The 19,754-nt window shown below is 32.4% G+C and carries 18 protein-coding genes; 9 read left to right on the forward strand and 9 right to left on the reverse strand.

Annotated elements, in window-relative coordinates; all coding sequences use genetic code 11:
- Window positions 1–23: 23 nt before the first annotated feature.
- Window positions 24–518, forward strand: coding sequence for a peptide-methionine (S)-S-oxide reductase (locus Q1A73_RS17700; RefSeq protein ID WP_299608145.1), 495 nt, complete (start codon window positions 24–26; stop codon window positions 516–518).
- Here Q1A73_RS17700 and Q1A73_RS17705 read toward each other — a convergent pair.
- The 8 genes from Q1A73_RS17705 to Q1A73_RS17740 all read right to left on the reverse strand — a co-directional run bounded on the left by Q1A73_RS17705 (window position 515) and on the right by Q1A73_RS17740 (window position 10,284).
- On the reverse strand, window positions 515–1,696 hold the full coding sequence (locus Q1A73_RS17705) for an AIR synthase related protein (protein ID WP_299608147.1): 1,182 nt from the start codon (window positions 1,694–1,696) through the stop codon (window positions 515–517). The genes Q1A73_RS17700 and Q1A73_RS17705 overlap by 4 nt on opposite strands.
- 123 nt (window positions 1,697–1,819) lie before the next feature.
- Entirely contained in the window at window positions 1,820–3,310 is a 1,491-nt protein-coding gene (locus Q1A73_RS17710; protein ID WP_299608150.1) for a carboxypeptidase regulatory-like domain-containing protein, read from the reverse strand.
- A gap of 20 nt (window positions 3,311–3,330) precedes the next feature.
- Window positions 3,331–4,806: a CsgG/HfaB family protein gene (locus Q1A73_RS17715; RefSeq protein ID WP_299608153.1), complete on the reverse strand. Its 1,476-nt coding sequence runs from the start codon at window positions 4,804–4,806 to the stop codon at window positions 3,331–3,333.
- 6 nt (window positions 4,807–4,812) lie between these two features.
- Complete coding sequence (locus Q1A73_RS17720) at window positions 4,813–5,220, reverse strand: curli production assembly/transport component CsgF (RefSeq protein WP_299608156.1); 408 nt, start codon at window positions 5,218–5,220, stop codon at window positions 4,813–4,815.
- Window positions 5,221–5,235: 15 nt separating this feature from the next.
- Entirely contained in the window at window positions 5,236–5,958 is a 723-nt protein-coding gene (locus tag Q1A73_RS17725; RefSeq protein WP_299608159.1) for a CsgE family curli-type amyloid fiber assembly protein, read from the reverse strand.
- A 23-nt stretch (window positions 5,959–5,981) separates the two neighbouring features.
- A complete protein-coding gene (locus tag Q1A73_RS17730) occupies window positions 5,982–6,497 on the reverse strand; it encodes a hypothetical protein (protein ID WP_299608161.1) in 516 nt (171 codons plus the stop codon).
- A gap of 80 nt (window positions 6,498–6,577) precedes the next feature.
- On the reverse strand, window positions 6,578–7,765 hold the full coding sequence (locus Q1A73_RS17735; protein WP_299608164.1) for a hypothetical protein: 1,188 nt from the start codon (window positions 7,763–7,765) through the stop codon (window positions 6,578–6,580).
- 332 nt (window positions 7,766–8,097) lie between these two features.
- On the reverse strand, window positions 8,098–10,284 hold the full coding sequence (locus tag Q1A73_RS17740) for a glutamine synthetase III (RefSeq protein WP_299608166.1): 2,187 nt from the start codon (window positions 10,282–10,284) through the stop codon (window positions 8,098–8,100).
- Between the two features lie 220 nt (window positions 10,285–10,504).
- Between Q1A73_RS17740 and Q1A73_RS17745 the strand changes: the two genes are divergently transcribed.
- Complete coding sequence (locus Q1A73_RS17745) at window positions 10,505–11,527, forward strand: glutamine synthetase beta-grasp domain-containing protein (protein WP_299608168.1); 1,023 nt, start codon at window positions 10,505–10,507, stop codon at window positions 11,525–11,527.
- Between the two features lie 281 nt (window positions 11,528–11,808).
- Here the strand turns inward: Q1A73_RS17745 and Q1A73_RS17750 are convergent, their stop codons facing one another.
- A complete protein-coding gene (locus Q1A73_RS17750) occupies window positions 11,809–12,762 on the reverse strand; it encodes a calcium/sodium antiporter (RefSeq protein WP_299608171.1) in 954 nt (317 codons plus the stop codon).
- Between the two features lie 162 nt (window positions 12,763–12,924).
- Between Q1A73_RS17750 and Q1A73_RS17755 the strand changes: the two genes are divergently transcribed.
- The 7 genes from Q1A73_RS17755 (at window position 12,925) to Q1A73_RS17785 (ending at window position 19,730) form a co-directional block, all read left to right on the forward strand.
- Window positions 12,925–13,281, forward strand: coding sequence for a BlaI/MecI/CopY family transcriptional regulator (locus Q1A73_RS17755; RefSeq protein ID WP_299608174.1), 357 nt, complete (start codon window positions 12,925–12,927; stop codon window positions 13,279–13,281).
- A gap of 4 nt (window positions 13,282–13,285) precedes the next feature.
- Window positions 13,286–15,328 carry a M56 family metallopeptidase gene (locus Q1A73_RS17760; protein WP_299608177.1) on the forward strand — a complete coding sequence of 681 codons (2,043 nt, stop codon included), beginning with the start codon at window positions 13,286–13,288 and terminating at the stop codon, window positions 15,326–15,328.
- 187 nt (window positions 15,329–15,515) lie between these two features.
- The gene (locus Q1A73_RS17765) at window positions 15,516–15,872 is read left to right on the forward strand and encodes a BlaI/MecI/CopY family transcriptional regulator (RefSeq protein WP_299608179.1); all 357 of its coding nucleotides are present in this window, start codon (window positions 15,516–15,518) and stop codon (window positions 15,870–15,872) included.
- 3 nt (window positions 15,873–15,875) lie between these two features.
- A complete protein-coding gene (locus tag Q1A73_RS17770) occupies window positions 15,876–17,900 on the forward strand; it encodes a M56 family metallopeptidase (protein WP_299608181.1) in 2,025 nt (674 codons plus the stop codon).
- A 26-nt stretch (window positions 17,901–17,926) separates the two neighbouring features.
- Window positions 17,927–18,547: a sigma-70 family RNA polymerase sigma factor gene (locus Q1A73_RS17775; RefSeq protein WP_299608183.1), complete on the forward strand. Its 621-nt coding sequence runs from the start codon at window positions 17,927–17,929 to the stop codon at window positions 18,545–18,547.
- Between the two features lie 91 nt (window positions 18,548–18,638).
- Window positions 18,639–18,788, forward strand: coding sequence for an SsrA-binding protein (locus Q1A73_RS17780; RefSeq protein WP_299608186.1), 150 nt, complete (start codon window positions 18,639–18,641; stop codon window positions 18,786–18,788).
- 123 nt (window positions 18,789–18,911) lie between these two features.
- A complete protein-coding gene (locus Q1A73_RS17785; RefSeq protein ID WP_299608188.1) occupies window positions 18,912–19,730 on the forward strand; it encodes a hypothetical protein in 819 nt (272 codons plus the stop codon).
- Window positions 19,731–19,754 lie beyond the last annotated feature (24 nt).

Genomic DNA, 19,754 nt, shown 5'->3' on the forward strand with positions numbered 1-19,754 from the left:
ATTTAATTACGATTTTTACAATTATGAGTTATGTAAAAATTGGTTTTGGAGGTGGATGTCATTGGTGTACAGAAGCTGTTTTTCAGTCCTTACGTGGAATCATAAAAGTAGAACAAGGCTATATTGCCAGCACTGATCAAAATAATTATTTTTCTGAAGCAGTTGTCGTAACCTATGACCCTCAAATAATTGAGTTACATGATTTAATAGAAATCCATTTACATACACATAAAAGTACTTCTAATCATAGTTTCAGAAAAAAATACAGAAGTGCAATTTATTATTTTAATGATCATGAAAAAGAAATCATAGCGGCTATAATCTCAAAATTAAATCATGATTTTGATAATAAGTTAATTACTCAAATCCTAAAATTTCAATCATTTCAGTCATCAAGAGAAGAACTTCTTAACTATTATAATAATAATCCTGAAAAACCATTTTGCAAACGTTATATACACCCAAAACTACAATTGCTAAAGGAAAAATATGCTCACAAAACAAAAGGGATTATTTAGCTATACATAAACTCACCAAACTCACTCTGTATAGTAAGTTTTTTGGATGTAGCTTCTTCTACTCGACCTACAACCTTAGCATCCACATCAAAACTTTTAGAAATAGTAATAATTTCATCTGCAATTTCAGGAGAAACATACAATTCCATTCGATGCCCCATATTGAACACTTGATACATCTCTTTCCAATCAGTTCCAGAATTTTCTTGTATTAACTGAAACAAAGGAGGTACATCAAATAAATTATCTTTGATAATATGAAGGTTTTCTACAAAATGTAAAATCTTAGTTTGCGCTCCTCCACTGCAATGTACCATTCCATGAATCGTATCACTATCAAATTTAGATAATATCTTTTTTATAATTGGTGAATAAGTTCTAGTAGGAGACAATACAAGTTTACCTGCGTCTATGGGAGCATTTTCTACTGCATCCGTAAGCTTTGTTTTTCCTGAATACACAAGTTCAGAAGGAACAGCAGCATCAAAGCTTTCTGGATATTTCTCTGCTAACACCTTATGAAACACATCGTGTCTTGCTGAAGTAAGACCATTACTACCCATTCCTCCATTATATTCCTTTTCGTAAGTAGCCTGACCAAAAGATGCAAGGCCTACAATCACATCACCAGCCTTAATATTCGCATTATCAATAACATCTTTACGTTTCATCCTTGCGGTTACTGTGGAATCTACGATAATTGTTCTCACCAAATCACCCACATCAGCAGTTTCTCCACCGGTAGAATGAATTGTAACTCCAAAGCCTTTAAGCTCCTCTAACAACTCTTCTGTTCCATTAATAATTGCAGAAATTACTTCTCCTGGAATTAAATTTTTATTTCTACCAATGGTAGAAGACAACATGATATTATCCGTAGCTCCTACACATAATAAATCGTCTATATTCATTATTAATGCATCTTGTGCTATCCCCTTCCAAACTGAGACATCGCCTGTTTCTTTCCAGTACATATAAGCAAGAGAAGATTTTGTACCAGCTCCGTCTGCATGCATTATTAAACAATAGTCCTCATCTGCTGTAAGATAATCAGGAACGATTTTACAAAATGCTTGCGGAAAAAGACCCTTATCGATATTCTTTATTGCACTATGAACATCTTCTTTAGATGCCGAAACACCTCGCTGAGCGTAGCGTTTACTTACTTCTTGACTCATTATTATTGTATTATACCACTAGTAAAGGGCAAAGATAATCGAATTAATTTCGATTTTAGTACTAAGAATTGCGATTTATTAGAAGTAAATCGCAATTCTCTTATTTTATATAAGACATTAAGATTATTCCCAATCTGCCATAGAGGCATTGAGTATAAGATCTGCCCTATTCGCAATTTCAAGAATTGTCATTGTTTGAATATTTCTTTGTGATATTCCATCATTAGATGTATTCACAAAAATCACGGCAGCTTCATTTGGAGAAAATCGTGCATCTAAATCATTAGTTCCCGATGGTTTCTGAATAGAAATATCTAAACGTGAACTGTCGCCAAAATCATAGATAAACAAATGAGAATCTAGTTGTCTGTAATCACTACTCTCAAAACCTGAAATATCTTGATTGTATAATAATTTTGTACCATCAACAGAAAGATTAATACTACCAGCAGCTCCAGAAACTCCAGTTAAAATAGTTTCTAGAACCGTTCCAGCTGCATTAATTGTAAATATCTCCACCTCATAACCATCTAGATTATTAGTTTTTAAAGCAATCACTCCATTATTATCATTTTTATCCACCTCTGCAATTAGATCCCCATCAGATGTCTGGTACACAAGAGTTAATCCACTACCATCAACATCAATACTATATAATTTATCTTGATTAGGAAATAATAACCTTGCACCATTATCGGACCATGAAAAATCAATCTCGCCTAAATCAAATCCTGCAACTGACACCTGAGAGGTTACCTGTGAAACCTGAGTTCCATCCTCATTCATAACGAATAAATGTGTATCTGAGCCTACTGACTGCAAGAATGCTATTTTTCCTGTTGCAACATGGCGTCTTGGCCTAAAACTGTTGTTAGTTTCAGAAGTTAATTGAATTTCTGTATCACCTTGCTCATTTGCAGAATAAATAACACTATTATCTCCTACGGATCTGGTATAAATAATTCGATTATTAGGAGGACTTGCTGTTTCAAAAGCAAAAGTATTACTATTTACAGGATCATTAATTCCATCACTACTACTTACTTGCCAAAAGTATTTTACGTTATACTGAAGATCGGTAAGCACATAAGTTGTATCCGTAATATTTTCGAATATCTCTACGTCTGTATTTTCATCATTTCTCAAAGTTACTGTATATGTAAGTGAATCTTCATCTGGATCTGCACCAGTCCAAACCAATGTAACTTCTACCGGTTGATCTACAGCATTGTCTGCTGGAGTATCTAGAACAGCTGCATCAGGCGGTCTATTCCCTGCAGTTTCTATATCCATTTCAAAAACGATCTCCAATTCTCGATCTGCAATGATAGATATCGCCTCGAATTGAGCCAAAAGTCCCTCGCGCTGAGCTGCTAACGAATAATCTCCAGAAGGAATATTCTCTATTAAATATTCTCCATTTTCATCTGTAAAAACAGTACTAGAAGATGGATTTGTTGAAATTTTCACATTTTCTAACGGTTCATTGGTACCCACAGTCACTACTCGTCCTCTCACTGATCCTAAACCTTCTAAATCGATAGTATCTTCGCTACAGGAATTCACTAATACCGCAGTAAAAACCAATACTAATTTTATAAAATATCTTTTCATTTCCATAAGAGTTTTAGGCATTATCCTTTAGGAACCTCACCATTTTCAATTACTTGTCTGTTTCTTTTTTTTAACTTCCTAAGTTCTTTTTCTTCTCTACGTTTTTGTTTACGTAACTCTTTATCCATTTTTAACGGACTTTTAAAATACCAATTGAGTCCTAAAGAGAAATTAAAATACTGATCATCTCTTTTACCTTGCGATACATTATCTAATTTATCTCCTAAAACAAGATTATGAGTAGCATTAAACGCTACTCCTATTTGATCAGTAACTAAATATTCTATTCCACCACCATATTGAAATTTAAAAAATGTTCGATCAAAATCATCCGAATTTACAGTTCCTAAACCTCCGAAGAAGAAAGGTGTAAGTTTTTCAAAAGGCAAGAGTGTTAACTCAGCATTGATATCGATCGCATTAAACCCTTCTGAGAATGCTTCTTCATTTCGTAATTGAAATTTACTTAAGCTGGCATTAGCATTGATGTATGGATTAAAATACCATTTACCTCCTACTCTGGCAGAATATGATAAATCCGCATTATTATAATCACCGCTAATTAATGCCAATCCTCCATTTGCAAAAAGTGATTTTTTTCCACGTCTTTCCTTAAAATAACGCTCATAAAGTCCTGTATTTTGTGCTTCATTTTTTTCCGCATTGTAGTCTGCCAAAAGTTCATTTACCTCTTGCTGATCCGCTGCAGGACTCCACAATCTATCTTCAATACCTTCAATGATCAAAGATTCTACAGCTTTTTCTATCGCTTCAGAAACTGCTATCTGCCCTGGTTCGTTTTTAGTAAATCCTGTTTCCGCTTCTAGCAACCTACTAAACTTCACATATCTAAAGAAACTAGCATCTAATGCCTGTGATAAAATTGTTTTAGAAACATATACCGTTTTTAAGATTTTTCCATTAGATGTAGAAACAGCTCTTAAATAAATAGTAATACGATCTTGTCTGTATTGAGTAGATCCACCAACCCCAAAATATCTTGCTCCTAATCCGCCAGTAATAATATTAGAATCATAAGAAACAATCCCTCCTTCTAAAATAATACCCGCGTATAAAAGTGGAGGCAATTGTGGCTCATTCGTGTTTTTATTTTTTCGGTATTCTTTTCTGGTAGAACGAATAATATTACGTTCATTCAGTAGGTTACTTAGATTCTCTCGTTCGATAGGTACAAACCATTTAGAATCTTCCAATGCCTTCACTAATATTGTTGTTGCCCCTTGAGTAACTGCAGTACTAAAAGTACTTCCTGCTTCAGTAGGCTTATACTGTCCAGTTTGATCCCTGAACTTATAGACTCCTACAACCACAGGTTCTTTTGGTACCGGTAAATCTCTGAGTGTTTGAGTGAATTTTGTGTCTTCCCCTATTCTTGCTTGTTCTACCGTGATGGGTTGGTTAAAATATGTTCCACATCCGGATAACAATATGACACAAGTAATTACTAGAATTACTTGATAAAACTTGTGATACATTAAAATTTAATTAGGAATTATTACTTGGGATTGATCTCCTGTGCTAGTGTCTAAAATATTAATTACCAAACCTTCTCCCGATGGAAAAATCTCTATAAACAGTGTTCCAAAACTAAAAGTACCTTCGGTAAGACCTTCTTGCCCAAACTGCTCATTAAATAAAGTTCTGGATATCTGACTAAGTAACTGATTGTTTAAACTTTCGGTAAATCTCTCCAATTCTGATCTATTATCTCCATCAGAATCACTTTCATCTGTAAATGTATTTTGAGCTTCTGCAGAACTCAACAACCATTGATAATTAAAAGTATCACCTCCAAAAGCTGGATTCTTGGGTCTATAAATCAAGTCTTGACCCATACTGTATTGATACGAGCAAAAGACAAGTATTATAGTGACTATTATTGACTTCATTTTTATAAGTAATTATTAATACTGAAAAATATCTCTTTTCTGTTTCTTTAAATCCTTGAAATATTTATAAACTCTTCGAATCGAAACCTTTGACATTTGCTCTAAATATTCGATATCTGGTTTACCTAAAAATTCATGAATGACTTTATCTTCTATTTTTACTTGAATGATGGTGCTTCTACCAAAACTAAGTTTTTCATAAACGCCGACTATCTTAGAACCGTTAATTCTATTTAAGGTATAGGAAGTATAAAAGAAATCATAAAAATCCTTTCCAGGTTTTGTTTTGGTTTCTTCGATAACAATACCTTTTAAAACAATACCATCATCCTCAACATATTCTTCTTCTTTTTCTTTTTTTTGATCTTTTTCATTAAAGGCAATTCGAGCTTTGCCTACAATCTTATCTTCTTCATAGACTAATAAAAGCATCACAATTTTATCTTTCTCATCTACACCAATTGTAGTATTAGTAAGACTTTTTTGTTCATTAGCTTCTAGTGTAAATCTTTCTTCTTGATTACTTTTGGAAACAGTTTTTGTGGTATCGGTTCTAAAAATTGAAAACGTATATTTTAAACTTTTGTATACCTCGGTGGCGTTGGTTGCCTCCGCATTTACGGAAATAATATCATCAATTCTTTCTGTCTTTAGTTTAGCAATAACATCAGTATTGGTAAACTGGCTACTAGCAAATTGGAATATAAACAGAAATATTACAGCTAGTTTAAAACGCATAAAACAAACCGCTTTTTAGTACCTTAAAAACTTCTTACGATAATCGTACGAGCATTTCCAGTCATCTTAAATTTTAGATTATTTGATAATTCGTTACTACCAAACTTTTCAAACGAAAGATTATCTCCATCTTGAAGAATTTCTAAATTGGTAGAAACTTCTGGATTAAAGGAAAAATCAATAACACGATTATTATTACCGTTTTGAGTAATAAACTTTTCGATATCCCTAGAAGTCTCATTAATATCAATCAAGTTTTGTTCTCCGTTCTGATTTAATCGAATATCAGAAGTTTGCGCTGTTATGGTTGAAAAAACCTGATTGTTTGTCCCCACTTGCTGAATAAAAACAGAGTTATTATTCATAAAGCTTTCTCTTTGAGCTTGCACAACTGAGTTATTTTGTAATTGATTTAACGTAATGAATCGTTCCTGGCTCTCTACCAATGACTCATCCTGATCGTCGTTATTCTGAGCATAGATATTCTCACCCAAAAGTAAGGATACTATCACTAAACAATATGCGAAATATTTTTTCATCAGTAAAGGGTTTTAAAAGTAGTAAAAGAGCTATGCTAACCTTAGCTAGCATAACCCTTTCAAATATATTAAATTATTTCTTATAGTTCTCCAGAACCAGACTGAGTTACAACAGCTGCGTTTCCAGTTCCACTTTGAAGAATAATGCTACTGTGAGACTCTCCAGTTTGAGTTACAAAAGTAGTGTTGCTTTGTCCAAACTGAGTATCTTGTGCAAAGTTAGAATCTCCTAACTGAAAGATATCACTAACATTACTAGCTCCGTTTTGAGAAGAGATAGCTGTGTTCTCGTCTCCAATTTGTCCTTGTAATACCAAGTTACTTTCTCCGAAAAGACCGAAATCTCCTTCTTGAGTAGCTGTAGCAACGTTTCCATTTCCTAATTGGAATTGGCTTGCTGTATTTTCACCACCAAAGAAAGCTAAGTTTTGAGAAGCAGAAACAGAGTTTCCATCACCAATTTGAGTTTGGATAATAAAGTTGTTATCTTCTTCGTGCTGAGCAAAAGCTTCGTTCTCATCACCTTCTTGTAATTGATCTACGATACCTCCTCTAGAGTCAAAGAAGCTACTTCCTTGAAGAGAAGTTGCGATATTACCTCCACCAGTTTGTGACTGGATTAAAGTATTGCTTGTTCCCCACTGCTCACCAGCAGCTAAATTAGCTTCACCTGTTTGTCTTTGGTCTGCTAAGTTTACATCTCCTACTTGCGCCATAGAAGCTGTGTTAAAAGAACCAGACTGAATGATTAAACTAAAGTTTTCTTCTCCACCTTGAGAAGTTGTAGCAGTATTTGCATCTCCAAATTGCCCTTGACCAGCGTAGTTTAAAGATCCATCACCAAAGAATCCTGCTCCTTCTTGAGAAATAGTAGCTGTATTACCATTTCCTTCTTGAAGTTGCTCAGAAAGGTTATCTCCTCCAAAGTTTAAAAGATTTTGAGTAGCAGAAGCAGAGTTACCGTTTCCAATCTGAACCTGATACACCTCGTTTCTGTCTTCTTCGTGCTGTGCAAATGCAGTATTCTTATCACCTGTTTGCATCTGAGTTACAACTCCGTTTCTAGAAGCAAATGCTTCACTACCCTGAATGGCTTCTGCGCTGTTACCTGATCCCAATTGAGTAGTTGTGTTAGTGTTTGCTAAACCAACTTGCGTAATATTTGCTGCATTGGCATCACCTGATTGATCAACACTACTGGCGTTTGACTGTGCCACCATCACTGACGCGCTTAATAAAGCTGCTAGACTAAAAATTACTTTTTTCATACGTAAAATATATTAAATTTGATTAATAATTCAATTTATTGTTTGGGGCGCATGATTCAATCTCAGACAATCCTTAACACTATCTGAAATCGGGTTTTCAATGAAAAATCTGGGGAGATATTCCTAACAGGGGAATCCTTTTGTTTTTTAGGAACAAAACAAATTTATGAAAACATTAAGGGGATTTTTATAATATTAGTAAGAATTCGACAAAATGCATTACGGAAAACCCATAACAAACAGAGTTTTATGCGATTTTTTCAAGGTTTTAACAGATATTAATTTTTTGTTAAAAATAAAACAAAAAAGCATCTTGGTCAGTAAATTCTTACCTATCTGATAAATAAAAGCTCTCTATACTTTGTTAAAGGCCATAACTCATCATCTACTAATAACTCCAATTCATCACAGTTATATCGAATTTGATCAAATAAAGGCTTTACTTTTTCACAATATCCAATTGCCTTTTTCTCAAGATTTTCTAAAGCATTTGCTTTTCGTCTTTCATCAATCATTTCATTTACCTTCATATTGATAGCACCTATATGTTCAGAAATCTTTTCGATAATATCCATTTGCTCTTTTCCGTATTTCTTGAAATCATTTCCATATAAATTCTTTAGACCAGAAACGTTATTGATTAGCATATTTTGATACTTAATCGCTGTTGGAATAATATGATTTCGGGCAATATCACCCAACACTCTGCCTTCGATTTGTATACGCATTACATACTCTTCTATTTCGATTTCATATCTAGCCTCGGCTTCTATTTTATTCATCACACTCATCTTTTCGAAAAGATCAAGTGTTTTTTTAGAAATCTTTACCTTTAGTGCTTGTGGTGTAGTTTTATTATTACTTAGCCCTCTTTTTTTAGCTTCTTTCTCCCAATCTTTTCCGTAACCATTTCCTTCAAAAAGAATATCCTTGGATGTTTTGATATACTCTCTTAATACATTAAAAATTGCTTCGTCTTTTTTAAGGCTTTTTTTATCAATTAAAAGATCTACTTCCTTTTTAAAATCTACCAATTGTTTTGCTACAATCGTATTTAGGATTGTCATAGGGTTCGCGCAATTAGCTTTAGAACCTACAGCTCTGAACTCAAATTTGTTTCCTGTAAAGGCGAAAGGAGATGTTCTATTACGGTCGGTATTATCGAGTAAAATTTCCGGAATTTTACCAACTACATTGAGTTTTAAATCTGTTTTCTCTTTTGGAGACAATTTTCCATCGGTTACTCCTTCTAGATCCTTAAGCACAGAAGTCAGTTGTTCACCAATAAATACAGACATGATTGCAGGTGGTGCTTCATTGGCACCCAATCTATGATCATTGCTTGCAGAAGCAATACCCGCCCTCATTAGCTCCTCATACTCGTTAATAGCTTTAATTGTATTGATGAAAAATGTTAAAAACTGTAAATTACTCATCGGTGTTTTTCCAGGACTTAACAAATTGACTCCAGTATCCGTACCCAAAGACCAATTGTTATGTTTTCCGGATCCATTTACTCCTGCAAATGGTTTTTCATGCAATAATACTTTTAGATGATGTCTAGCAGCTACTTTTTCCATAATATCCATCAACAATGAATTATGATCCACAGCAAGATTTGTTTCTTCATAAATCGGAGCCAATTCAAATTGATTTGGAGCTACTTCATTATGTCTTGTTTTTACCGGAATTCCAAGAAGCATACATTCCACTTCTAGGTCCTTCATAAAATTCAGTGCTCTGGTTGGAATACTACCAAAATAATGATCATCTAATTGTTGCCCTTTTGCAGAGGAATGTCCTAACAAGGTTCTTCCTGTCATTACAAGATCTGGTCTTGATTCTACTAAAGCTTTATCAATTAAAAAATACTCTTGCTCCCATCCTAGAGAGGCATTCACTTTTTTTACGTTTTTATCAAAATATTTAGCAATCCCAGTTGCAGCCTGATCTACAGCGTGCAAAGCTCTTAACAATGGTGTTTTATAATCCAAAGCCTCTCCAGTGTAAGCGACAAAAACTGTAGGAATACAAAGTGTTGTACCATATATAAATGCTGGAGATGATGGATCCCAAGCAGTATATCCTCTAGCTTCGAATGTATTTCGAATACCTCCATGCGGAAATGAAGACGCATCAGGTTCTTGTTGCACTAATTGACCTCCTCCAAATTTTTCAATTCCATGACCATCGCCAATAGTTTCAAAAAATGCATCATGTTTTTCTGCGGTAGCACCAGTAAGTGGCTGAAACCAATGTGTGTAATGTGTAACACCTTTAGACAAAGACCACTCCTTCATAGCTGATGCAATTTGATCTGCTATTTGTCTATCAATTTTAGCACCATTATCAATGGCATCCATGACGCTATTGTAAGCATCTTTGGTTAGATACTGAAGCATAGTTGCCTGATTAAAAACGTTTTCACCAAACAATACAGACCTTCTTTCGGTTTCCGTAACTATTACAGATTTACGATTTAAGGTTTCTTTTAATGCTTCAAATCTAAGTGTTGCCATAATCAAGAAAATTTATTTGCAAATATAAAGGAAGTTTTCATTGCTAAAATCAAAAAAATGCTCCACAAAAATTAAAATAAAACTAAAATACCCTATAAAAAAGTAGGGTGTTGATAAAAATTAATAAAAAAAATACATTTGACCCCCTATTTTTTTTCCGTTATCACAAAATAAAACTAATTTTGAAACCTTTAAGAGTTCAATTTATAAAGTGTTAATTATGAGTAAAGCTAAATTAGAATACATTTGGTTAGATGGTTATAAACCAACTGCTAATCTAAGAAGTAAAACAAAAATTGAAGAAGATTTTAGTGGGAAGTTAGAAGATTGCCCAATGTGGTCATTTGATGGTAGTTCTACAAAGCAAGCAGAAGGAGGATCTTCTGATTGTTTATTAAAGCCTGTTGCTATTTATCCTGATCCAACAAGAAGAAATGGATATTTAGTAATGACTGAGGTTTTAAATGCTGATGGAACACCTCACGAATCAAATGCAAGAGCGACTATTGATGATGATGATAATGATTTCTGGTTTGGTTTCGAACAAGAATACTTTATTATGGATAAAACTACTCAGTTACCTCTAGGGTTTCCTGTAGGTGGATATCCAGGTCCTCAGGGAATGTACTATTGTTCTGTAGGAGGAAAAAATACTCACGGAAGAGATTTCGTAGAAGAGCATGCTGACTTATGTATCGATGCAGGTCTTAACTTCGAAGGTATTAACCAAGAGGTTGCTAGTGGACAGTGGGAATTTCAATTATTCTCTAAAGGAGCTAAGAAAGCAGGAGATGAAATCTGGATAGCTAGATACTTACTAGACAGATTAACTGAAAAATATGGATACTACATTGAGTACCACCCAAAACCAATCAAAGGTGACTGGAACGGTTCTGGTATGCACGCAAACTTCTCTAACGAGATTTTAAGAACTTGTGGTTCTAAAGAAGTTTACGAAGCAATTTGTGAAGCATTCAGACCTGTAACTGCAGAACATATTGCAGTTTACGGAGAGTTTAATGACCAAAGACTTACAGGACAACACGAAACACAGTCGATACACGAATTCTCTTATGGAGTATCCGACAGAGGAGCATCTATTAGAATTCCTATCATAACTGTAGAAAGAGGATGGAAAGGTTGGTTAGAAGATCGTCGTCCAGCTTCTAATGGAGACCCATACAAAATTGCTGCAAGAATTGTTAAGACTGTAAAAACTGCTGAAATACCAGTTACAGCATAACATAAAGATAGTAACTAACTAAAGTTGTTAAACGCAAAAACAGCCTTCGTAATTGAAGGCTGTTTTTTTATTTATAATAACATTAAATGCGATCCAAAACAAAGAAAGCTAGGTTTCTTACTTATTAACTTCTTTACCTTTTAAAAAGTCAATACAAAAGAAACATTATACACAAGCAAAATAAGACTGTACGTCCATGATTAACTTGCAATAACAACTAAACAAAACTATAGGAAACTTATTAAAAGCAAACTTTACTAATACGATGTTTATTTTTGAAACTAACCTATAAAAACCAAGGCTATAAAAATACAGTAGCCTGCAAAAATTAAGAATCCTTTAGGCCTACCGAGGACCATTTTTTTTGGAATAAAAGCTAACGGTAATAATATCATAGCAAAACCTAACATCCAAAAAATATCAATATTCATCAACCGAGTATCCGTAACAGAAATAGGTTGAATTAAAGAAGTCACTCCTAATACCGAAGCAATATTAAAAATATTGGACCCAATAAGATTTCCTAATGAGATTGCTTTTTCCTGTTTTAATGCGGCAATCACAGATGCTGCCAATTCCGGCACACTAGTTCCAACAGCTACCATAGTAAGTCCAATAACCGCCTCACTCACTCCCATTCTGGTAGCAATATCCTTTGCTCCTTCTACTAACAATTCAGAACCAAAATACAAAGCAACACCACCTATCAACAACCAAAGTATCATTTTAAAATTAGATACACTTTCTAAAGAATCGTCCACATCTTCAACGGAGCTATCGGCCTGCTTTCTCGCTCTTTTTATCAACAAAAACATATATACCAACAAAGAACCCAATAAAACACCACCTTCTATTCTAGTAAGTACACCATCATTGTCAAGAAAAACATACAATACTAAAGACAATAACACCATAACTGGCCAATTAAACTTATAAAAGTCTTTATCAATTGCCAAAGGACCAATTAATGCAGTTATCCCTAAAACCAAACCGATATTAGCAATATTAGATCCAATTACATTACTTAATGAAAGGTCAGCCGATCCACCCAATGCAGCTTGCAAACTCACCAATAACTCAGGTGCAGAAGTAGCAAACGATACCACAGTAAGCCCGATAACCATCTTCGACAACTTTAATCGAAACGATAATGCTACTGAAGAACGCACTAAATACTCTCCTCCTACCACGAGTAAAACAAAACCAATTACCACAAAAAGTATACTCTGAATCATATGCTATTAATTTGATTGCGAATATAGAATAAGTATATCATATCTAGTAAATGTTACAGCCTTTTTTTAACAAATCAAACACCTTGAAATCAATTAAAAACTATAAAAATAGTTGTGAAACTAGATTTGTAGTTATATATTTGAACTCAAATAAATGAGACTATGGAAAAACTCACCAATAAAGAGGAAGAAATTATGCAAGCTTTATGGAAGCTAGAAAAAGCATTTGCAAAAGAAGTACAAGCTGAATTAAACAACACAGTACATTACAATACAGTTTCTACGATCATTCGAAATCTTGAAGAAAAAGGATATATCGATCATAAAGCTTTTGGAAAAACACATCAATACTATCCAGTCATAACCAAAGAAGCTTACAGAAACAAATTTGTAGGTAAAGCAATGACCCAGTACTTCAACAACTCTTACAAAAACATGGTTTCCTTTTTTGCCAAAGAAGAAAAAATCACTGCAGAAGAACTAAGAGAGATTTTAAAAGTAATTGAACAAAAAAAATAAAGCTATGGAGGCATTTCTATTATATTTACTTAAATCGAGTATCATACTTTCATTGTTCTACGCTGTCTATTTCTTTCTACTGAGAAAAGACACTTTCTTTTCTGCAAATAGACATTTTTTGATAGCAGGAGTACTTGGAGCAATCTTATTACCCTTCTTAGAGTTTACCCAAATAAAATTTATAGAGCAACCCAATTTTCATTTTATTGAATATGGTACTGATACTCCTACACAAGTTGTAGCAACATCTTCAATTATCGATTGGTGGTCCGTTCTTTTAAGTATCTATCTGGTAACTACATCAATACTATTAGTTCGTTTTGCAATTCAACTTTTTTCATTGCGCAAAATTTTAAATAAAAGCCATAATTGTCAAGATGAGGGGTTTTCTTTTGTAAAAACCAAAGAAGATATTGCACCCTTTTCATTTTTCAAATACATTATTTTCAATCCCTTACTACATGATTCTAAAGAATTAGAAATGATCCTGAAACATGAAAAAATCCATGCTGCGCAATACCATAGCGTTGATATCTTACTTATCAATTTATTTGTAATATTCCAATGGATGAACCCTCTTTCATGGTTATACAAAAAAAGTATACAACAAAATTTGGAGTTTATAGCCGATCAGGAAGCTACTAGAGACCTTTCTTCTATAAAGGATTATCAATTAACATTAGTCAAAGTATCAGCAAATAATTATTCATCAATCACAAATAATTTTTATCAATCATTAATCAAAAAACGAATCGTTATGTTAAACAAAAAAGAGTCAAATCACAGGAATCTATGGAAAGCCACTATCATCCTTCCATTACTAAGTTTATTTTTATGGAGTTTTAATACCAAAACTGAAATACGATATATCGATCAGGCCGATATTCCTGAAGAAGTAATTACTTCTAACGACAAAATCTCTTCGATATCCGATATCACTAAAAAAGAAAATGAACTAGAATCCCCAAAAAAGGAAGAGGTTACAATTTCATCAGACAACAGGTATCCTACTAAAAATCTTCCTACTAAACAAAAAATAGGTGCTGTTCAGAAAACTGAAAAACCAAAAATTAATTCACAGAAAAACAAGATCGTCGAATCACAGGTTTCCAAAATCAAAAAGAAAAACACTATCGAGTTTGTTATTAACAAAACATCTACAAAAGAAGAACTAGAGAGAGTAAAGCGTATTTTAAAAAACGAGTACGACGTAAAAGTAAGTTTTAGCGATATCGAAAGAAATAGTGGTAACGAAATCACAAGCATCAGCATAGAAGTAACCTCTAGTAAAAGTAATGCTAATTTTTCCGTGTCTGATGACAAGCCCATCAATCCTTTGGTATTATCCTACGACAGTAAGGAAGAAAAGATCAATATCGGTCAGTCAGGAAACAAGAATATTTGGATCAGCAAAGACGGCAAAAGCAGACATGTTGATGTTCAAAGTATAGAAATACAATCGGATGATGAAGGACAAAGCTATTTCATTATTAATGAAGAATCTAAACACAAACTATCCAAAAAGAAAGGTGAAAATAGTTTCATAATCAAAAGTAATGATGATGAAGACGGTATTCATTTCCATTCTGACAGTCATGAAACCACCTTTAAGTTTGATGGCAATTCTAAAAAGAAACCTCTTTATTATATAGATGGTAAAAAAGCTAGTCAAAAAGATGTCAAAAAACTAAAATCAGATGATATCGCAACAATAGAAGTACTTAAAGGTAAAAAAGGCATTGAAAAATACGGAAAAAAAGCAGAAGATGGAGTTATTCAGATTACCACTAAGAAATATGCCAAAAAGAACTATAAAAAAGAAACTGGTTTAGACATTCATATAGATAATGAGGATATTCGATTTGGCTCCACTGAAGATGGTAAAAAACCGTTAATATTCATTAACGGAAAAAAAGCAGATCAGAGTATGCTTGGTAGTATAAACAAAAACAAAATTAAGTCTGTAAACGTCTATAAAGGCGAAAAAGCACTAAAAAAATTCGGTGTTGAAGCTGAAAATGGTGTAGTTGAAATCCTAACTAAGTAATACGTCCATCATACAGTAGATATTAAAAAACTGTCTGAAGAATAAGCTTTTCAGACAGTTTTTTTTATGCTCAAAATCTAAAACAAATCACTCTTATAACTAAAAAAACAGTTATGTAACTAAAAAAACAGTTGTATAACTGTTTTTTTAGTTATACCTTTGCCATTAGTTACAACTCTATACTTTTATGGAAAAACTTACAAATAAAGAAGAAGAAATAATGAAAATTATGTGGAAACTAGGTAAAGCTTTTACAAAGGAAATAAAGGCTGAACTTAATAACGCTGCTCATTATAACACGATATCTACAGTTATTAGAAATCTAGAGGATAAAAAATATATTGGACATAAAGCCTTTGGAAAAACCCATCAATATTACCCAATTATAAGTAAAGAAGAATATCGAAATAAATATGTAAGTAAAACCATCAAAGAATACTTTAATAATTCCTATACGAATATGCTATCATTTTTTGCAAAAGAAGAAAAAGTAACGGAAGATGAGCTAAAAGAAATTCTTGATATAATCAACAAAAAGAAGTAAACCATGGATTATTTTTTTCCTTACATTCTTAAATCAAGTGGAATTTTAGCGCTATTCTATTTAACTTATTCGTTATTTCTCAAAAAAGACACTTTCTTTAGTTTGAATAGACATTTCTTTTTAGCTGGGATGATGTGTTCTGTTTTTTTACCTCTTATTACAATTAAAACTACTACTGAGATAGAAGTTCCTTTGCAACAGAAAATTCATCAAACTACATCTCCAAAATATCAGACGGCATCTCAAAATATATTAAGCGAAACACCGCTTCCCATAGAATCTTCCTTAGAGATCCCTATAAAAGAAAAAAAGCGGAACTGGGAACTTATTTTCTTAACACTTTATACAATAGGAATACTAGTCTTCCTTACCTGGTTTTTTTGGCAACTATTTACCATTACGAGACTGATTAGCAAAGGGATAACAACCAACAAAAAGGGATATAAACAAATAATTATAGACAAAAAAATCGCTCCCTTTTCTTTTAACAAAAGTATTGTCATTAATCCATCCTTACATACAGATGATGAGCTGGATATGATTATTAAACATGAGAAAATTCATGTTTATCAAAGACATACATACGACATTCTTATTGTTACATTATTATGTGCTTTTCAATGGATGAATCCTTTTATATGGATATACAAAAAAGCGTTACAACAAAATTTAGAGTTCATCGTAGATCAGGAAATCACAAAAAAAAGTGATCTTAAAAAAAGTTACCAATTAGCTATAGTACAAGTAGCTTCCAAAAATTTTTCTACCATTACCAATAACTTTCATCAATCGTTAATCAAAAAACGAATAATAATGCTAAATACAGAAAGATCTAATAGAAAAAAAGTATGGAAATTATTTACTATAGCACCAATGTTAGTTGTTTTCATGATGAGTTTCAACATCAAAGAAGAAATAAAACATATTCCTATAATCTACCCGAAGAAACCTGTTCAAAAAGAAAATACAGTAACAAAAGAAGAAACTGTAAAAAATGAAACTGACGAGGTTAAAACTACTTTTGTTAAGAAACAAAACAAAACAACACAAATACCGGTAGTTTTAAAGAAAATCCCTAAAAAGAAAAAAGAAACCATTAGAGATCGAAATTCTCCTAATCGTATTGATGAATTCTTAATTGCTCCCACTACTACTAAGAACGAGATTATTGCATTACAAAAAAGACTAAAAGATGAGTTTAAAACTGATTTACAAATCCATACATTGGAATATCATGATGGATATATTTCCAAAATTAACATAAGCTTTGAAGATGAATTTGGAAATACTGGTGGGATTGCTGATGAAGACAATGATAGCAAGATTTTCAATCTATCATTGGTAAGAGAAACCAATGAAAATGGTGAGATAGAAATCTTTAAATTCTTTGCTGATTATAGCTATATAAGCCATAAGTATAGAAAGACAATGAATGAAACAAATTCTAACATTATAGGCTTAAATGAAGGTTCTGTATATAAAATTAATAACACTATTTACAAAAAATCCGAACTATTAAATAAAAGATTTATGGTAATATCAAATATAGAAGTAATTCAACCTGATGAAGCCATGAAATTGTACGGTACTATTGCTAAAGACGGAATAATTATAATTGAAAATGCTATCCCATTTCCCGCTAAAGAACTATTCATGGAGGCATTTTACGAAAAATTTGGAAAAGAAGATATTACGGTTAGAATTTTGGACTTTCAAGAAACCGAACAGCACAGCTCAACTACACCTTATATGGGATTTGTAACTTATAATAAAGGAGAGGCTAATTTAATTAAAGCTTCAAATTTTAAAATAAATAAAATATTTGAAAAATTTGGAATCCCAAAAATTAGATGGAAGGAAGAAATAGATCCTATCATTATAATAGACAACATTGTAATTACTTACTCCGAATTAAGAAAAAAAGACCATAGCACCTTTACAAATATTATGAGAATACCCGATAGTAAAGCTCTAAAGCAATATGGAGACATTGCTAAAAATGGGGCAATTATAATAACAACTAAATAATTCTCTCATCTAGTTATTTATAAAAAATGATAAAAGATCAAAACATCATTCATGGAATTGTCTCAGGAGATGAATTAATTATAAAAGAGTTCTACCAAAAGCATCTCCCCTGCATCCGAACATATATAATTAAAAACTCAGGAAATCAATTAGATGTAGAAGACATTTTCCAAGATGCAATGATCATCCTATATCAAAAGTTAAAAACAAACACTCTTACAATAGAAACTTCTTTATCTGCTTATTTCGAAGGAGTTTGTAAAAATATCTGGCGAAATCGGCTCCGAAAAAATCAAAAAATAATTTTTGATGAACGTCAAGTTCAAAAATGCAAAGAAAAAAATATGATCGATATGGAGATTGAACAAACGGAAAAGGAAAATTTATATCGTAAATATTTCTACAAGTTGAGTAAATCATCTAAAGAAGTATTAAAGCTTTTTTGTGAAGGGAAAAGTATGAATGAAATTTCAGAAATAACAGGATACTCGAAAGAATACACAAGAAAAAAGAAATTTGAAGCTAAAAAATCACTCATTGCGATGATAGAAAAAGATCCTATTCATCTTGAACTCAAAGAAGAAAAACAATCAAAAATCACTAAACGAGATACTTCACTTCAAAAAGTAAGAATATCACTAGGCTAATAGAAGCTCCACTTACAATTAGGTATAGTAATGTTAAAATTGCTTACTTTTATATCTGAAAGATTTTCTTCATACCTTATGATTTACTGATATGACCAAACCATTCTTTATTTTTTTAGCTAGAGTAAACAAAATATTACTCCCTAGCTTTACAAAAAGAAGATTAGATTTAAGTAAAGCCTCTAAACTTCAGCTACTTATTTTTGGGTGGAGATTATATGTCACAAAAAGAGCTTTATAAATCTTACTTTCAGAAATTTACACTGCTACAATAGATCTTTTTTGCAACATCTTTATTCCGTTTTCGTATTTATAATCGAATTCATTTCAATTAAAAATCGAAACCCGAAAAATAATATTTAGTATGAAAAAATGGATCTTTTTAGGAATGGGTATACTAGGTATACTTTCCTTAACAGCATTTACATCCAAACTACCTACAGACTCCGCTCAATATACTTTGCAACCTAATGAGATTATTGCAACAATTAATAAAGACACCACAGAAAAGGAGTTAGAAGACCTAAAGGACTTTTTTTCTGAAAGCGGTATTGAGCTAATTATCGAAAAGATACAGTTTAATGAACAAAATGAAATCACTAGCTTAAGCATCGTTTTAAAAAAGGGAAATGCGAAAAGTAAATATTCTTCCTCATCATCAGAACCCATATCTGATGTAGAACTTGGATATAAAAATGGTAATCTATATATCACCAATTCCGGAATGTTTGATATCAACTCATGGAGAAATCAAATTGGTTTTAATCATCAAACTATTGACCTAGACAGCATTTTAAAAAACCAGAATTTCAGATTCAATTTTGATTTTGACCAGGAAGGGGATTCAATATTCTTCAATGGAAAACATTTTAACATTGGGAAATTAAAAGATCAAATCATGAATTCTTTTGATTTTAATGAAGATGAAGATGGGAATATATTCTTTAACAACCAGCAGTTCCCTGCGAATTTTGGAAAATCTAAGAAGTACAGCTTTGTAGATGATCCAGATATCGAAAAATTAATCATTATAGATGGAAAAGAAGCAGACTTCAAAACGTTGGATGAATTAGCCAAAGCCGATAAGTTAGAAGAAGTAGATTTCTTAAAATCTAATATTGCCATTAGCCTATATGGAGATAAAGCAAAAGATGGCGCCATCATTGCGATTACCAAAAAATAATTTTTTAGAGAATAATACAAAAAT

The organism is uncultured Aquimarina sp. (assembly GCF_947492115.1).
Classification (GTDB): domain Bacteria; phylum Bacteroidota; class Bacteroidia; order Flavobacteriales; family Flavobacteriaceae; genus Aquimarina.